Source organism: Kocuria tytonicola, assembly GCF_003687175.1.
GTDB classification, from domain to species: domain Bacteria; phylum Actinomycetota; class Actinomycetes; order Actinomycetales; family Micrococcaceae; genus Kocuria; species Kocuria tytonicola.
The window spans coordinates 334,060-349,864 of sequence record NZ_RDEX01000001.1; the positions used below are offsets into that span (position 1 = coordinate 334,060).

The 15,805-nt window shown below is 70.1% G+C and carries 15 protein-coding genes; 9 read left to right on the top strand and 6 right to left on the bottom strand.

Annotated elements, in window-relative coordinates:
- Positions 1 to 82: 82 nt before the first annotated feature.
- Positions 83 to 1,267, bottom strand: coding sequence for an ROK family transcriptional regulator (locus EAE32_RS01480; RefSeq protein ID WP_121864745.1), 1,185 nt, complete (start codon positions 1,265 to 1,267; stop codon positions 83 to 85).
- A 281-nt stretch (positions 1,268 to 1,548) separates the two neighbouring features.
- Between EAE32_RS01480 and EAE32_RS01485 the strand changes: the two genes are divergently transcribed.
- Positions 1,549 to 2,427: a phosphatase PAP2 family protein gene (locus tag EAE32_RS01485; RefSeq protein ID WP_121846864.1), complete on the top strand. Its 879-nt coding sequence runs from the start codon at positions 1,549 to 1,551 to the stop codon at positions 2,425 to 2,427.
- Between the two features lie 82 nt (positions 2,428 to 2,509).
- Here EAE32_RS01485 and EAE32_RS01490 read toward each other — a convergent pair whose 3' ends face one another.
- The 4 genes from EAE32_RS01490 to EAE32_RS01505 all read right to left on the bottom strand — a co-directional run bounded on the left by EAE32_RS01490 (position 2,510) and on the right by EAE32_RS01505 (position 7,287).
- Positions 2,510 to 2,920: a universal stress protein gene (locus tag EAE32_RS01490; RefSeq protein WP_121863948.1), complete on the bottom strand. Its 411-nt coding sequence runs from the start codon at positions 2,918 to 2,920 to the stop codon at positions 2,510 to 2,512.
- A gap of 49 nt (positions 2,921 to 2,969) precedes the next feature.
- A complete protein-coding gene (locus EAE32_RS01495) occupies positions 2,970 to 4,481 on the bottom strand; it encodes an APC family permease (RefSeq protein ID WP_121863949.1) in 1,512 nt (503 codons plus the stop codon).
- Positions 4,482 to 4,797: 316 nt separating this feature from the next.
- Positions 4,798 to 6,309, bottom strand: coding sequence for a peptide MFS transporter (locus tag EAE32_RS01500; RefSeq protein ID WP_279386923.1), 1,512 nt, complete (start codon positions 6,307 to 6,309; stop codon positions 4,798 to 4,800).
- Positions 6,310 to 6,456: 147 nt separating this feature from the next.
- Complete coding sequence (locus tag EAE32_RS01505; RefSeq protein WP_121863950.1) at positions 6,457 to 7,287, bottom strand: aldo/keto reductase; 831 nt, start codon at positions 7,285 to 7,287, stop codon at positions 6,457 to 6,459.
- Between the two features lie 145 nt (positions 7,288 to 7,432).
- Between EAE32_RS01505 and EAE32_RS01510 the strand changes: the two genes are divergently transcribed.
- On the top strand, positions 7,433 to 7,783 hold the full coding sequence (locus tag EAE32_RS01510; protein ID WP_121863951.1) for a hypothetical protein: 351 nt from the start codon (positions 7,433 to 7,435) through the stop codon (positions 7,781 to 7,783).
- A 29-nt stretch (positions 7,784 to 7,812) separates the two neighbouring features.
- On the opposite strand, the gene EAE32_RS01515 is transcribed toward EAE32_RS01510, so the two are convergent.
- Complete coding sequence (locus EAE32_RS01515; RefSeq protein ID WP_121863952.1) at positions 7,813 to 8,520, bottom strand: hypothetical protein; 708 nt, start codon at positions 8,518 to 8,520, stop codon at positions 7,813 to 7,815.
- A gap of 116 nt (positions 8,521 to 8,636) precedes the next feature.
- On the opposite strand from EAE32_RS01515, the gene EAE32_RS01520 reads away from it, so the two are divergent.
- From EAE32_RS01520 to EAE32_RS01550, 7 genes are all read left to right on the top strand, one after another.
- Positions 8,637 to 9,122 carry a MarR family winged helix-turn-helix transcriptional regulator gene (locus EAE32_RS01520; RefSeq protein ID WP_121863953.1) on the top strand — a complete coding sequence of 162 codons (486 nt, stop codon included), beginning with the start codon at positions 8,637 to 8,639 and terminating at the stop codon, positions 9,120 to 9,122.
- A 133-nt stretch (positions 9,123 to 9,255) separates the two neighbouring features.
- The gene (locus tag EAE32_RS01525; protein WP_207803840.1) at positions 9,256 to 11,142 is read left to right on the top strand and encodes an ABC transporter ATP-binding protein; all 1,887 of its coding nucleotides are present in this window, start codon (positions 9,256 to 9,258) and stop codon (positions 11,140 to 11,142) included.
- Between the two features lie 46 nt (positions 11,143 to 11,188).
- A complete protein-coding gene (locus tag EAE32_RS01530) occupies positions 11,189 to 11,764 on the top strand; it encodes a DUF421 domain-containing protein (protein WP_121863955.1) in 576 nt (191 codons plus the stop codon).
- Between the two features lie 63 nt (positions 11,765 to 11,827).
- A complete protein-coding gene (locus EAE32_RS01535) occupies positions 11,828 to 12,994 on the top strand; it encodes an ABC transporter ATP-binding protein (protein ID WP_121863956.1) in 1,167 nt (388 codons plus the stop codon).
- Positions 12,991 to 13,734: an ABC transporter permease gene (locus tag EAE32_RS01540; RefSeq protein ID WP_121863957.1), complete on the top strand. Its 744-nt coding sequence runs from the start codon at positions 12,991 to 12,993 to the stop codon at positions 13,732 to 13,734. The genes EAE32_RS01535 and EAE32_RS01540 overlap by 4 nt, the downstream gene beginning before the upstream one ends.
- On the top strand, positions 13,731 to 14,408 hold the full coding sequence (locus EAE32_RS01545; RefSeq protein WP_121845600.1) for an ABC transporter permease: 678 nt from the start codon (positions 13,731 to 13,733) through the stop codon (positions 14,406 to 14,408). The genes EAE32_RS01540 and EAE32_RS01545 overlap by 4 nt, the downstream gene beginning before the upstream one ends.
- Positions 14,405 to 15,373, top strand: coding sequence for an ABC transporter substrate-binding protein (locus tag EAE32_RS01550; protein WP_121863958.1), 969 nt, complete (start codon positions 14,405 to 14,407; stop codon positions 15,371 to 15,373). The genes EAE32_RS01545 and EAE32_RS01550 overlap by 4 nt, the downstream gene beginning before the upstream one ends.
- Positions 15,374 to 15,805: the final 432 nt, after the last annotated feature.

Consider the following 15,805-nt stretch of genomic DNA (forward strand, 5'->3'; position numbering starts at 1 on the left):
CCATCGTTCGTCAGGGTCAGGGTCAGGGTCAGGGAGGGAAAGGGGTTGCCCCGCAGAGAGCGCGGACCGTGGGCCGGGAGGATCAGACGGGCAGCGGGGTCTTGCTGCGGGCGAGGACCAGGGCCCCCAGGAGGTGCGCCTGCGGCCCCAGTTCGGACGCCATCGTCCGCGGCTGCGTGCCGCCGTGCAGGGCGTAGCGCCGGACGGACTCGTCCAGGGGGGCCAGCACGAGCTCGCCCGCCCGGGAGAGGTCCCCTCCCAGCACCACGAGCTCCGGGTTCAGAAGGTTGCACAGCTGCGCCACTGCGCCGCCGAGCAGCCTCCCGGTGTCCGCGACCACCCGGCTGCACCCGGGGTCCCCCGCCAGGGCGGCGTCCACCACGTCCCGCACGCTGCGGGGCTGCCGACCCGAGGGGCGGACGAGCTCCAGCACCGCCGAGCTGGAGACGAAGGTCTCCAGGCACCCCCGGTTGCCGCAGCGGCACAGCCCGGCCCGCTCGTCCAGGGTGACGTGCCCGATCTCCCCGGCGGCTCCGCTGGCTCCGCGGTAGAGCCGCCCTCCCAGCACGAGACCGGCGCCCACGCCGTGCGAGACCTTGAGGTAGGCCATGTCCTGCACGCCTCGCCCCGCACCCAGGGTGTGCTCGCCCACGGCACCGGCGTTCGCGTCGTTCTCCACGACCACCGGGCAGTCCAGGACACGTGAGGCGGTGGCCTGCACGTCGAGCCCCGCCCAGTGCGGCAGGATCGCCCGCGAGTCGAGGCCCTTTCCGTCCGCGTCCACGGGGGCGGGCAGGGTGAGGCCCGCCCGCAGCACCCTGTCCGCGGTGATCCCCAGCCCGGTGCGCAGCTCGGAGAGGATCTCGCGTGCGGTGGCGAGCACCTCGGTGGCGCGGTGCCCCGCGGGCAGGTCCGTGCGGCGTCGGGCGCGGATGGTGAGGTTCAGGTCCGCCACCGCCACCTCCACGTGACGGTGGCCCACGTCCACCCCCAGCAGGAAGCCGGCGCTCGCGCTGAACCGCACGCGCTGTCCCCGCCTGCCCCCGTGCTCACCCTCGACGGCGAGGAGGTCGCACGCGGTGAGCTCCTTGACGATCGAGGAGACCGTCGACGGCGCCAGTGCCGTCTCGCGTGCGATGCCCGCCTGGGTGACGTCCCCCAGGGACCGCACCGCGTCCACCACGCGACGACGGTTCGCCACGCGCAGGGCCGCCTGTGAGCCGGGGGCTGCGGGACCCCCCGGCGCGGTGGTGGGGTGAGACGACATGGAGGACATCGGCGTCCCTTCCGTTCCCGAACACTTCGTGACGCCTGAGTGTAGTCATCGTTCGGGCGGTGCATTCGACACACGGAGTTCCCAGGAAAGGCCGGGCTCACGCGGCCGCAACCCCTGTCTTGTATCCCATTACATATGAATATCTAGGTATCAAAAGAATATGGGTTGTTTTACCACAAACGTTTCACGTGAAACTGTCCGCCGTGTCCGCCACACAGCTCACGACACGCCCGGTTCAGGAATCACTCGGTGTCTCGTGTCACCATTGGTGCATGACCAATCCGGCGCAGTATTCTTCCCCCTCGCCGGGCGGGTCCCCGTGGCAGTTGCCGCAGTTGCGTCACCGCGTGGCCGTTCCCCTGGTCGTGGTGCTGCTGACAGCGACAATCGGTCGTCTGCTGGTGCTGTCACCGCAGATCACCGCCGGGGAGACCGCGTTGCTCGAGGGGATCTCCCAGCATCGCAACGTTCTTCTGGACACCGTGGCCACCGTGGTGCAGATGGCCCTGTCCAACGGGGCCGTGGTCCTGATCATCGCGGCCGTCATCGGGTGGTTGGCCGTGATCCGGCGTCGGCCCCTGGATGCCGTGGGCTTCGGCATCACCGCCCTGGCAGGGTGGGCGGCCGTCGGGCTCGTCAAGGTCGCGGTGGAGCGACCGCGTCCCGAGCTCTCCGGCGACCCCCTGGGCGCGGTCACCGGCTCCCTGTCCTTCCCCTCCTCGCACACGGGCGCCGTGGTGGCCATCGTCCTGGCCCTGAGCCTCGTGGCCTCGCGCGCCCGCAGCCGGCGCACCATCCTGCTCTGGGGTTCCCTGGGCGTGGCGCTGGTGGGCCTGGCCCGCATGTACTCCGGGGCCCACTACCCCCTGGACGTCGTGGCTGCGGTGCCGGTGGCGTTCGTGGGGGTCATGGCAGGAGCGTCCCTCGCCAACAAGGTGGTCCCGGCACTGGCCTTCGGCTTCTCGTGGCAGCAGGAGGGCGTCACCGTTGACGCCCCAGCCACCCGTCGCGCCCCCGCACAGGCAGCCCACGCCGACGCCGCCCGCTCGCGCCCCGCGGCCACGGCACCCGCCAGGACGGCACCGGCCGCACGGGCCGGCTCCCGTGCGGCAACCGCCCACCACGAGGAACGGACGGACCGCGCCGCCTGACCCGATACCCCTCCCACCACGAACGACGGCGGGCCGGACCTCGCAAGGTCCGGCCCGCCGTCGTTCACGGGGACTGCCGCGCTCAGTCCGTGCCGTAGTCCGCCTTGACGCACAGCACGGGGCAGCCGGCCTCGAGTAGCAGACGCTGCGTGGTGGGGGCCATGATGAGCTTGCCCACCGGCGTGCGACGCCGGGTGCCGATGACCAGCAGCTGGGTGTGGGTGCGGTCGGTGACGTCCAGGATGACGTCCGCGGGATCGGCGTCGTCCGCCATGGGCACCAGCTCGAAGGACAGACCACTGGCCTCCAGGGCGGCGCGGTCCTCACGGACGGCGGTCTCCGTCTCCTCGGGACCGGTGTGGCGGCCCCAGCGCCTGGTGTGGTGGCCCTGCACCACCACGAGGTCCGCCGAACGCAGCGTGGCCTCGTCCATGGCGGCGCGCAGGGCGGCGCGTCCGGCGGGTGTGGGCAGGTAACCGACGACGATGTTCATGGCTTCTCCGGGTCCGTGGCGGGGTGGGGGTGGATCTGGGGGAGCGGACTCACTGGTCCACGTCCTCCAGGTGGGCGATGTCCTCGGGGTGCTGGAAGCGTGTGCGGCGACCGGTGAACAGGCGCGCGTACAGGAAGTTCACGAGCCACAGCACCACGCCGAGCGCGATCAGCACCAGGGCGATCTGGTACTCGATGGTGTCCTGGGCCCACGGCCCCAGCAGGAACGCGCACGTGACGGCGCCGAGGTAGGGGAGCACCTTCGGGGCGTGGAAGTACTTGTGGCCCTCCTGGGAACGGTCCCGCCGCAGGATGATCGCGGCCACGTTGACCACGGTGAACACGCCGAGCAGCAGCAGAGCGGTGGTGCCGCCCAGGGCGGAGGCGGTGCTCTTGCCCATCGCATTGTTCACGATCACGATCAGCACCATGCCCAGGACGGTGGTGAAGAGGATGGCCGTCCAGGGGGTGCGGCGACCGGGCAGCACCTTGGCGAGCACGCCCGGGATCACGCCCTGCTTGGCCATGCCGTAGAGCAGACGGGACGCCATGAGCATGTTGATCAGGGCGGTGTTGGCCACCGCGAAGATGGTGAGGAACGGGTAGATGGTGTCGATGGGGATGTTCGGCGCACCGATCTTGACCACGTCCAGCAGCGGGGTGGTGGACTCGCCGAGCTGGCCGATGGGCACGATCGCCACGGTGAACAGGGAGACCAGCACGTAGATCACGCCCGTGATGCACAGACCGAACAGCATCACGCGGGGGAAGTTCCGGGTGGGGTCCTTGGTCTCCTCGACCATGTTGACCGAGTCCTCGAAGCCCACGAAGGAGAAGAACGCCAGGGAGGTCACGGAGGTCAGGGCCAGGAACATGCCCTTGTCGTCCGAGGTCTCGAAGATGACCGTGCGGCTGAAGTCCGCGTTGCCCTGGGCGGCGGCCCAGAAGCCCACGAGGATCACGATGAGCAGGCCCGTGAGCTCGATGCAGGTGAGCACCACGTTCAGCTTCACGGACTCGGACACACCGCGCAGGTTGATGATCGCGAGCAGCGCCATGAAGCCCACCGCCACGAGGGTGATCCCGAGGGGGCTGATCTGCAGGTGGAAGCCCTTGGCGAAGTTCGCGGCCACGGTGCTGGAGGCGGTGGCCGCGGAGGTGAGCCCCGAGCACAGCACCGCGAACGTCACCAGGAACGTGAGGAAGTGGATCCCGAAGGCCTTGTGCGTGTAGAGCGCGGCACCCGAGGCGCCGGGGTACTTGGTCACGAGCTCCAGGTAGGAGAACGCGGTGATGGTGGCCACCACGAACGCCACCAGGATGGGGGCCCAGGCCGCGCCGCCGATCTCACCGGCGATGTTGCCCGTGAGGGCGTACACGCCCGTGCCCAGGATGTCCCCCACGATGAACAGCAGGAGCAGTCCCGGGCCCATGACCCGCTTCAGCTCGTGGTTCTCCCCCGAGGGGTCGGTGCCTCCGGTCGCGGGGTCGGCCGTGGCCACGCCGCGGCTCGGCGTGCTGGATGCCGAGGTGGCACCGCGCGGTGTCGTGGAATCGCTCATGTGTTCCTCCGGGGTTGGCCCTTCTCGTGCCGCGCACCGTCGGACCCTCCAGGGCGTGAACTGTGACTCGCGGCTCATGCGTACAGGCAACCCTAAGGTATGCCGGGCGCCCGTGGGGGTCATCGGCACCCGGGGCGCGCGCGGCGTCGTCGTCCTGCCCGCTCGGAGCGCGGGGCTGGGGAACCGGGCGGGGAGTCCCGGGGCCAGTGGTGCCGGCCGGCACCCACGACGACGCCGCGCAGGCCCGGATGCGCCGAGCGCCCCGCATCCACGGGGGATGACGGGGCGCTCGGCGTGCCGGAGGTGGGCAGTCCGCTCAGCGGATGCCGCGCATCAGCTTCAGGACGGGCTTGGCCACGAGCAGCATGACGATGCCGAGCACGATGGTGATCGCGCCCATGGTGCCGAAGTAGCCCACCTCGTTCTCGCGGGAGTAGAACTCCGCGAGAGAGCCGGAGAGAGCGGTGCCCAGCGCCACCGAGAGGTTGTACAGGGCCACCATCTGCACCGGGAACTTCCGCGGCGCGAGCTTGGTGGCCAGGGACAGGCCCACGGGGGAGAGGAAGAGCTCACCGAGGGTGGCGAAGAACAGCACGAGGACGATCCAGCCGACGAACACGGAGGCCGTCTGGGCCTGGGTGATGAACAGCAGGAACGCCACACCGATCAGCAGCAGCGCGATGCCGAACTTGACCGGGGTGCTGGGCTGGCGGGTGCCCAGCTTGGTCCACGCGGCGGCGAAGACCATGCCCATCACGATGATGAACACCGGGTTGATGGACTGCACGGCCGACGGCTTGAAGTCCATGCCGAAGAGGGACAGGTTCAGGCGCGTGTCCGCGTAGATGGCCAGCACCGTGAACTGCTGCTGGAAGAGGGCGAAGAATGCCGCAGTGGCAATGAACAGGGGAATGAACGCCAGGACTCGGGAGTGCTCGTCCGAGGAGAGGCCCTTGTCCCGGAGCATGGTGGCGAACAGCAGGATGGCGGCCACCACGACCACCAGGATCACCGCGTTCGAGAGGTTGCCGGGGTTGAGGATCCCCGTGAACAGCAGGACCAGGACCACGGCGACGAACGCCAGGGCGATCCCGACCCACTTGCCGTACTGCGAGCGGGGCAGGCGGTTGGCCACGGTGTGGACGGTCTCGGGCAGGCCCTTGCGGGTGAGGATGTACTGCAGGAGGCCGAGGGCCATGAAGACCGCCGCGATGCCGAACCCGGCGTGGAAGCCCCACGTGCCCCACGCGAAGCTCGTGAGCAGCGGGCCGAAGAGGGCGCCGATGTTCACGCCCATGTAGTAGAGGGAGAAGCCTGCGTCGCGGCGGGGGTCGTCACGCTCGTAGAGGGTGCCCACGAGGTTCACGCACGTGGTCTTGAGGCCGCCGGAGCCGATCGCAATGCTCAGCAGGCCGATGGTCAGCCCCGCCACTCCCGGGATGAAGGCCAGGGCGATGTGGCCGAGCATGATCAGCACGGCCGAGGAGAGCATGGTGCGCTCGGAGCCGAGCAGGCGGTCCGCAACCCAGCCGCCCAGGATGGAGCACAGGTACACCGTGCCCCCGTAGGCACCCACGATGCCGGCGGCCACGCCCTCGTCGATGCCCAGACCACCCTGAGCTGCGGGGTAGTACATGTAGTACAGGACCAGGGCCTGCATTCCGTAGAAGGAGAAGCGCTCCCACATCTCCACGGAGAAGAGGTTGGCCAGCATGCCGGGCTGGCCGAAGAAGGTTTTCCTGCCCGCGGGGTTGTGCGGGTCCACGGGTGCTGCGGTGCGGTCAGGCGTGCCGCTGAGGGGGCCGTCTGCCGGGGTGTGCTGACTCATAACTCACCATGATGCACCCGGACGTCCAGTGAACTGATCTTCGACGCACCGCAGGAACGCCCCCGAGTCCCTGCGGAGAGGGGCTCGGGGGCGTTGGCCGGGGATCCGCTGCGGGTCACCCCGGCGCGGTGTGCACGGCGGCCGGGATCAGTCGTTGAAGTCCGCGGGGTCCGGGCCGATGCGCCCGTCGACGCGGGTCAGCGCGCTGATCTGCTGTACCTCGTCCTGGCTGAGGGTGACGTCCTGGGCGTCCCAGTTCTCCTGGATGCGCTGCGGGGTGACGGACTTGGGGAACACCACGTTGCCGATGGCCAGGTGCCACGCGATGATCACCTGCGCCGGGGTGGCGCCGTGCGCCTCGGCGATCTTCCCGATCATCTCGTCCTGCAGTTCCGCCTTGCCCTGGCCCAGCGGGGACCACGCCTCGGTGACGATCCCGTGCCGGGAGTCCAGCTCCCGCATGGCCTGCTGGGTGAAGTACGGGTGCAGCTCGATCTGGTGCGCGGCGGGGACCACGCCGGTGTCCAGGACGTCCTGCAGGGCCTTCTCGGTGAAGTTCGAGACGCCGATGGAGCGTGCCTTGCCGGACGCCTTGATCTCCTGGAACGCCTTCCAGGTGTCCAGGTACTTGCCCTTCTCCGGCTGGGACCAGTGGATGAGGTACAGGTCCACGTAGTCCAGGCCCAGGCGTTCCAGGGACTTGTCCACGGCCTCCAGGGCGGACTCGTAGCCCTGGTCGTCGTTCCACAGCTTGGTGGTGACGAACAGCTCCTCGCGCGGGATGCCGCTGCTGGCGATCGCGCGCCCCACACCTTCCTCGTTGCCGTAGATCTTGGCGGTGTCGATGTGGCGGTAGCCGATCTTCAGTGCCTGGCTCACCACGTCCTCGGCCACGTCCGCGTCCACCTGCCACACGCCGAAGCCCAGCTGGGGGATCGAGTGGCCGTCGTTGAGCTGCAGGGTCTGGTTCCTAGTCATGTTCCGTCAGTCCTTTCGTTGACAACTACCTCACAGTCAACTGCGCCGCGGGTGGGTCTGACAAGCGGTTAAGTTCTGGGTGAAGTGTCGGGAGGGCGCCCGTGGGCGGGGGCGACCCCGTGCGGAAACATGGTGAAATAGGGGAATGCAGTTCAACTTCCGGCGCGCCAAGACCCCCGCATACCTCACCTCGCTCGCACTCGTGGTGATCGGTCTGCTCTTCGCCGTGGGGTCCATGTCCGTTCTGGCATGGATCGTCACCATCCTGGGCATCGTGCTCAACGTGATGGCCGTGAGCATCACCCAGATCACCGGGTCCCCCGCTCGTGCCCGGGGCACCGGGACCCGAGTGGTCACCGAGCCCGAGGCGGAGACGGACCAGCACGAGGTCGTCCCGCCCGCTGCGGTGGCGCGCGGCGGGTCCGCCGCCCTGCGTGCCCCCGCGCGTGGCGCCGCGGAGGGGGCTCGCAAGGAGCGGGAGAACTCCGCGTCCTGAGCCCCCGGGGGCGTCGCCCCGCGCGGGTGTCAGTTCATGGCCGCCGCGCGGTAGATCTGCTGCACCTTCCCGGCGTCCAGCCGGGTGTCGATGGTGACGGAGGCCTCCGGGTCCGAGCGCAGGTAGCGGACGGGTCCGTGCGCCCCCACCTCGAGCTTCTCCGCGTCCGCCGCCCGGTACACCGCGTCCACGGAACCGGTGAACGCGGGGCCCTGAGTGGGGTTGACCCGCAGGGTGAGGTGCGCGGTCACGGTGTCCGAGACGCCGTTCTCGTCGAACGGGGACTCCACGTCCAGCTCGCGGATGATGCCCACACCGTGCCCCACCACTCCCGGTAGCCGCGCCGCCAGGTGGCCCTGCGCCCTGGCGAACGAGCGCCGCAGCACCGCGACCCAGGAGACCGCGGCGAGCACCAGCACCGCCGCGACGACCCCGAGCCACCAGCCGTTGTGGCTGTCCGCCCAGCGCAGCGCGCTGAGCACCACCACGGTGGCGGAGACCAGCGGGATCACCAGCAGCAGGGACGCGGTCAGCTTCTCCCCGAGCGACGCTTTCGAGGGGACGGCGCCCTGTGCTGCGGACTCCTCCGCGGTCTCGACCTGGACACCCTCCGCGGCCTCGGCCCGCGTGCTGCGTTCGGAGGACGACGACGCCCGCCCCAGCTGGCGCATCGCGGCGGCGTCGAAACCGCGGTCGTCGAGAGACAGGGGCGAGGGCCAGGTGGCGAGGGAGTCCATGGGTCCATTATGAATCAGCCAAGGGCGCCTTCCACGTGGCCGAGTACCAGGTACGGCCTGACATGACGGCCCGGAAACATTTGCTGCGTCAATATATGCTCACTAGAATCTCTCCCATGAGTGAGACGAAGTGGCTGTCGGAGGACGAGCGCGAGGCGTGGCTTGCGCTCGTGTCGATCATGTTCAGGCTGCCGGGAACGGTGGAGGGTCAGCTGCGCAGCGAGGAGGGCATGTCCCTGGCGGAGTACCTGGTGCTCGCCATGCTGTCCGAGGCGCCCGACCACCGGCACCGGATGTCAGCTCTGGCCACCGCCACGAACACTTCGCAGTCCCGGCTCTCGCGCATCGTCGCGCGCATGGAGAAGGACGGGCTGGTCACGCGGGAGGGTCGGCAGGACGACCGTCGCGTGGTGATCGCCGAGATCACGCCCGCCGGCCTGGAACGGGTCAAGGAGGCCGCCCCGGCGCACGTGCGCCACGTGCGGGAGATCGTCTTCGACCGGCTGAGCGACGAGCAGGTGGGCCAGCTGAGGGAGATCGGCCGTGCGCTGAACTGCGGCGCCTCCGCCCGCAGCGTTCTGGGACTGGACTGCTCGGCCTGAACGCTGGAAGTCCTGAACGTCCGACCGGGCGAATGACCGACTGACCGCGCGGAACCGGGGCACCGCGGCCCCGGCGTCCGCAGCCCCGCTGTGCCCGCTGTGGGAGTCTGAGCACGGGTCTACAGTGTGGCGCGTGAGTATGCAGAGCGCGCACATGGCCATGTGGCAGACCATGAAGGGCCAGGAGAACAAGGGCCGCCGGATCAGCGGGGAGACGGTGCGGCGGATCGCCACTTTCGCCAGGCCCCACCGCGGCGCGATCATCGCGTTCGTCCTGGTCTCCGTGGTGCTCGCCGTCCTGGGGGTCGTCACCCCCGTGCTCGCCGGGCGCGTGGTCAACGCCATCACGGGCGGCCACGACATCTCCGTGGTGGTGTGGCTGGCCGTTGCCATCGCAGTGGTGGCCGTGGCGGACGCCGGACTGTCCCTGCTCAGCCGCCTGCAGTCCTCGCGGATCGGCGAGGGCCTGATCTACGACCTGCGCACCGCGGTCTACGACCACGTGCAGACCATGCCGCTCGCGTTCTTCACCCGCACGCGCACGGGCGCCCTGGTGTCCCGGCTGAACACGGACGTGATCGGCGCGCAGCGTGCCTTTGCAGGCACGCTGTCCGGGGTGGTCTCCAACCTGGTCTCCCTGCTGCTCACGGTGGGCGTCATGGTCACCATTTCGTGGCAGGTGACCGTGCTGTCCCTGCTGCTGCTGCCCATCTTCCTGGTTCCCGCGCGCGCCATGGGCGGCAAGCTGGCCGCCCTGCAGCGCCAGTCCGCCCAGTACAACGCGCAGATGTCCACACGGATGACCGAGCGCTTCTCCGCCGGTGGGGCCACCCTGGTGAAGCTCTACAGCGACCCCGCGGAGGAGTCCCGTGAGTTCGCGGCGCGCGCGGACGACGTGCGGGGCATCGGCATCCGCGCCACCATGCTGCAGACCACGTTCGTCACGGCCCTCACGCTGGTCTCCGCCCTCGCGCTCGCCCTGGTCTACGGGGTGGGCGGCACGCAGGCCCTGCTGGGGCACCTCGACGCCGGCTCCGTGGTGGCCCTGGGCATGCTGCTGACCCGGCTCTACACTCCGCTGACCATGCTCGCGAACGCGCACATGGACATCATGAGCGCGGTGGTGAGCTTCGAACGGGTCTTCGAGGTCCTGGACATCAAGCCCCTGATCACGCAGAGCCCCACGGCCCGTGCGCTGCCCGAGGGCCCGGTGGACGTGGAGTTCGACCACGTCACCTTCTCCTACCCCTCCGCGGACAAGGTCTCGCTGGCCTCCCTGGAGGATGTCCCGGTGCTGGACTCGCGCGGCGGGGAGGAGGTGCTGCACGACGTCGGCTTCCGCGCCGCCGCAGGACACACCGTGGCGCTCGTGGGCTCCTCCGGTGCGGGCAAGTCCACGATCGCGCAGCTGGTGGCGCGGCTCTACGACGTGGACTCCGGTGCCGTGCGCATCGGCGGCCAGGACGTCCGCGAGACCACTTTCGAGTCCCTGCGCCACACCGTGGGCATGGTCATGCAGGACGGCCACCTCTTCCACGACACCATCCGGGCCAACCTGGGCGTGGCGCGGGAGGGTGTCACGGACGCCGAGCTGTGGGATGCCCTGGAGCGCTCGCGGCTGCGCCACGTGATCGAGTCCCTGCCGGACGGGCTGGACACCGTGGTGGGAGAGCGCGGCTACCGCCTCTCCGGGGGCGAGCGCCAGCGCCTCACCATTGCGCGTCTGCTCCTGGCCCGGCCGCGCGTGGTCATCCTGGACGAGGCCACCTCCGCCCTGGACTCCACCAACGAGGCGCACGTGCAGGCGGCCCTGGACGAGGCGATGTCCGGGCGCACCGCCGTGGTGATCGCCCACCGGCTCTCCACCATCCGCAAGGCGGACCAGATCCTGGTGGTGGAGGCGGGGCGGATCGTGGAGCGCGGCTCCCACGCGGAGCTGCTGGCGCGCGGCGGGCGCTACGCCGAGCTGCACGCCACCCAGTTCGCCGCCGGCGGCCAGGACCACGACGCCGCCCGGTAGCGTTCCCGGCGGACCAGTCGTTTTCCCCGAGCCCCAGGAGTGCTGCGTGACCGGATGGAACGGCCTGTGGGCGGAGCTCGGCATCACCCTGCCGTACGCGGTGGGGGTGGTGCTCTCCGCAGTGGGCATCTACGTGGTGTTCCTGGTGTTCGTGCGCCTCCTCGGCCAGCGGGTGCTCACCGCCATGTCCACGTTCGACGTGGTGGTCACCGTGATGCTCGGGGCCGTGGCCGGGCGCGTGATCCTGGGACACCCGCCCACCCTCGCGAGCGGTGTGCTGGGCCTGGCCACCCTGTTCCTGCTGGAGGTGGTGTTCGGACAGCTGGGCACGCGCCCGCGGCTGCAGCGGCTCTTCAACGCCCCGGCGCGGATCCTGATGACCGGGGACGAGGTGGACGAGCAGGCCCTGCGGCGTTCGCACATCACCCGCTCGGAGCTGCACGGGGCGCTGCGCCGCGCAGGTGTGCGCTCCTACGCGGAGGTGGCGTGCGTGCTGCACGAGCCCGGGGGCGGCATCAGCGTGCTGCGCCGGGGCGTACCCATCGACCGCCACCTGCTCTCGGACGTGGCCGGCGCGGAGCGGATCCCGGACGAGTTCCTGGCTCCGGAGGGCACTGATTAGTTCGCTCACTGATTGTTGCGCGTGACTAGGATGGTGCCACGCCTACGAAGGGACACGGACCCCATGACCGACATGGCCATCCGCTACCGCGGAGTGAGCAAGGTCTATCCGGACGGCACCGCAGCGGTGGACAACCTGGACCTGGACGTTCCCGCCGGATCCCTCACGGTGTTCGTGGGCCCCTCCGGCTGCGGCAAGACCACGTCCCTGCGCATGCTGAACCGCATGGTGGAGCCCACCTCGGGCGTGGTGGAGGTCAACGGCCGGGACGTCTCGAGCATCCCCGCCGCCCAGCTGCGCCGCTCCATGGGCTACGTGATGCAGCAGTCCGGTCTGATGCCCCACAGGACGGTGGAGGACAACATCGCCACCGTGCCCCGGCTGAACGGGGTGTCCAAGCGGGAGGCCCGCGCGAACGCCCGCGAGCTGCTCGGCTCGGTGGGCCTGGACGAGTCCCTGGCCACCCGGTATCCGGCCCAGCTCTCCGGCGGGCAGCAGCAGCGCGTGGGAGTTGCCCGCGCGCTTGCCGCGGACCCGCCCGTGCTCCTCATGGACGAGCCGTTCTCCGCGGTGGACCCGGTGGTGCGCCAGGACCTGCAGCGTGAGCTGCTGGATCTGCAGCAGCGGCTGCACCGCACCATCGTGTTCGTGACCCACGACATCGACGAGGCCATCCTGCTGGGTAACCGCGTGGCGGTCTTCGCCCGCGGTGGCCGCCTGGCCCAGTACGCGACCCCCGAGGAGCTGCTGCGTGCTCCCGCGGACGACTTCGTGGCGGACTTCATCGGCCGGGACCGCGGTTTCCGCTCCCTGAGCTTCGAGAATGCCCCCGTGGACCTGCAGCCCGTCACGGTGCTGAACGCGGACACCGGTGAGCGCACCGTCGTGGGCCCGGGCAGCGCGAACCCGGCCCCGTGGCAGGGAGCGGGCGCCGCGGCGTCGTCGGGCTGGGTGCTTGCCGTGGACGCGCGCCACCACCCCGTGGGCTGGTTGCCCGTGGACGAGCGCGGCGAGGCCGCCGGACGCGAGGAGCTGCGGGTGGGCGGCACCCTGTGGCACCGCGGGGACTCGTTGCGCACCGCGCTCGACGCCGCGCTGTCCTCCCCCTCCGGGCAGGCCGTGGCGGTCTCGGAGGACGGCGCAGTGGCCGGTGTGGTCCCCGGCGAGGACGTGATGCGCGCGATCGAGGCGCAGCGCGCGGCACGCCACGACTGGGTGGAGAGCGCGTGAACTGGCTGGCGAACAACTGGTCCTCGGTGCTGGAGCTCGCGGGCTCGCACCTGGTGCAGTCGGTGGTCCCGGTGGTCATCGGTCTGCTCGTCAGTGTGCCGCTCGCCCGCGCGGCCGCCGGGAGCAGGTGGCTGCGCCCCGTGCTCGTCACCGGCTCCTCGCTGCTCTACACCATCCCCTCCCTCACCCTGTTCGTGGTGCTGCCCCTGATCCTGGGCACGCAGATCACGTCCGTGGGCAACGTGGTCGTGGCGCTGACCCTGTACGTGGTCGCCATCCTGGTGCGCTCGTGCGTGGACGCCTTCGAGTCGCTGGACCGGGACGTCCTGCAGGCCGCCACGGCCATGGGGTACAAGCCGGTCCGCCGCTTCTTCGGCGTGGAGCTGCCGCTCGCGGTGCCCGTGATGGTCGCGGGGCTGCGCGTGGCCACGGTCTCCAACATCTCCATGGTCTCGGTGGGTGCCGTGATCGGCATCCAGTCCCTGGGCACTCTGTTCACGGACGGGCTGCGCCGCTCGATCATCTCCGAGATCGTGGTGGGCATCGTGGCCACCGTGGTGATCGCCGTGGTGCTGGACCAGCTGCTGCGTCTGCTCGGTCACGCGCTGACCCGCTGGCAGCGCACGGGGGCCGGCGCCCGGCGTCCGGCCGAGCGGCGTCGTGACAAGAACGGGACCGGCGGTGCGCGCGGTGGTGCCGGTGCCCTGGCCACCGTGGAATCGAGAGGTGCCCCCGCATGAACCTCTTCGCACAGGCCGCCCAGTTCCTGACCGACCCGGCCAACTGGGCCGGCCCCACGGGGATTCCCGTGCGCCTGCTCGAGCACGTGGGCTACAGCGCGCTGACCATGGCGATCGCCCTGGTGGTCGCCGTCCCGCTGGGGCTCTGGGTGGGCCACACCGGCCGCGGCGGGGGCGTGGTCGTGGGTCTGGCGGGGGCGCTGCGCTCCCTGCCCACCCTGGGTCTGCTCACGCTGTTCACCCTGCTCATGGGGCTGGGCCTCATGCCACCCATCCTGGCGCTCGTGCTGCTGGCCATTCCTCCCATCCTCTCCGGGACGTACTCCGGGATCGCGGCGGTGTCCCCGGCGCTGGTGGACTCCGCGCGCTCGATGGGCATGACGGAGTCCCAGACCCTCTTGCGCGTGGAGATCCCCGTGGCGCTGCCCGTGATCCTGGGCGGGATCCGCAACGCCGCACTGCAGGTGCTCGCGACCGTGACCATCGTGGCCTACATCAACCTGGGCGGCCTGGGCCGCTACCTGATCGACGGGCTCGCGGTGCGGGACTACTCGCGCATGCTCGCGTCCGTGGTGCTCGTGGCCGTTCTCGCGCTCGCCGCGGACGCCGTTCTCGCGCTCTTCCAACGCCTGGTGACCTCGCCGGGTCTCACACTGACAGGAGATCGACCATGACATCGCAGCACTCCTCCCTGCGCGCCTCCTGGCGCCCCGCGGCCCGGGTGGCCGCGGCCACTACGGCCGTGTTCGCCCTCACCGCGTGCGGTGGTGGCTCGGATCCCCTCGCGGACAAGAACGACGCCGCCTCGGGCGGCTCCTCGGACACGGTCACCGTGGGCTCGGCGGACTTCCCCGAGTCGCAGGTGGTGGCGGAGCTCTACGCCGGGGTGCTGCGGGACGCCGGGGTCCAGGTGGAGACCAAGCCGGGGATCGGAGCGCGCGAGGCGTACGTGGGGGCGGTCAAGGACGGTTCCGTGGACGTGGTTCCGGACTACTCCGGCAACCTGCTGCTGTTCGCGGACAAGAACGCCACGGCCGCTTCTGCGCAGGACATCATGAAGGCGCTGCCCGAGAAGCTCAAGAGCCAGGACCTCTCGGTGCTGAAGGCCTCCCAAGCCGAGGACAAGGACGCGCTGGTGGTCACCCAGGCCACCGCGGACAAGTACGGGCTGAAGTCCGTGGCGGACCTCTCCTCCGTGTGCAAGGACCTGGTCATGGCGGGTCCGCCCGAGTTCCAGGAGCGCGCCTACGGCACGAGCGGGCTGAAGCAGAAGTACGACTGCTCCTTCAAGTCCTTCCAGCCCATCAACGACGGCGGCGGCCCCCTCACCGTGCAGGCCCTCACCAAGGGGGACGCGCAGGTGGCGGACATCTTCACCACCACCCCGGCCATCCAGGACGAGAAGCTCGTGGTGCTGGACGACCCGAAGAACAACTTCATCGCCCAGCAGGTGCTGCCGCTCACGGCTCCGGACCGGCTGCCCCGGAATGCCGTGGACGCGCTCGACGAGCTCTCCGGCAAGCTCACCACGCAGGACCTGATCGACCTCAACCGCAAGGTCAGCGGGAACGAACAGCAGAACCCCGCGGACGCCGCGAAGCAGTGGCTCACGGACCACGGGTACGGCAAGGCCTCCTGAGTCCGCCCGCGCCCGGAACGCCCGGCGGCTCCCCGAACCGGGGAACCGCCGGGCGTTCTTCACGACCCGTTCACCTGACGGCGTGCGGAGGCCCGTGCGCAGCGGTGTGCACAGGGTTCTCCACAGACCGTGGGGATATCCGCAGCACGGCGCTGACCTGCGGAAACGGGGGTATCGCCCCATGTGGCGCCGCGGCCGCCCACCCCCTTTCCACACCCGTGGATAACTCTGTGCACAAGCTGTGCAGTGAACGGCAGGTGCCCCCGCGGTCATGTGCACGCCACTTTCGCGCTGGGGGAGGCACCCGGATACAGGGTGGGCGCCGGGTGCCCCCGAGAGCCAGGAATAACGCTGTCACATAACTGTCCCCCTAAGTGGGGGTGCGTACATCCGAAAGGGTGGGCATTCGGTCTTTTCCACAGCTTTTGTCCA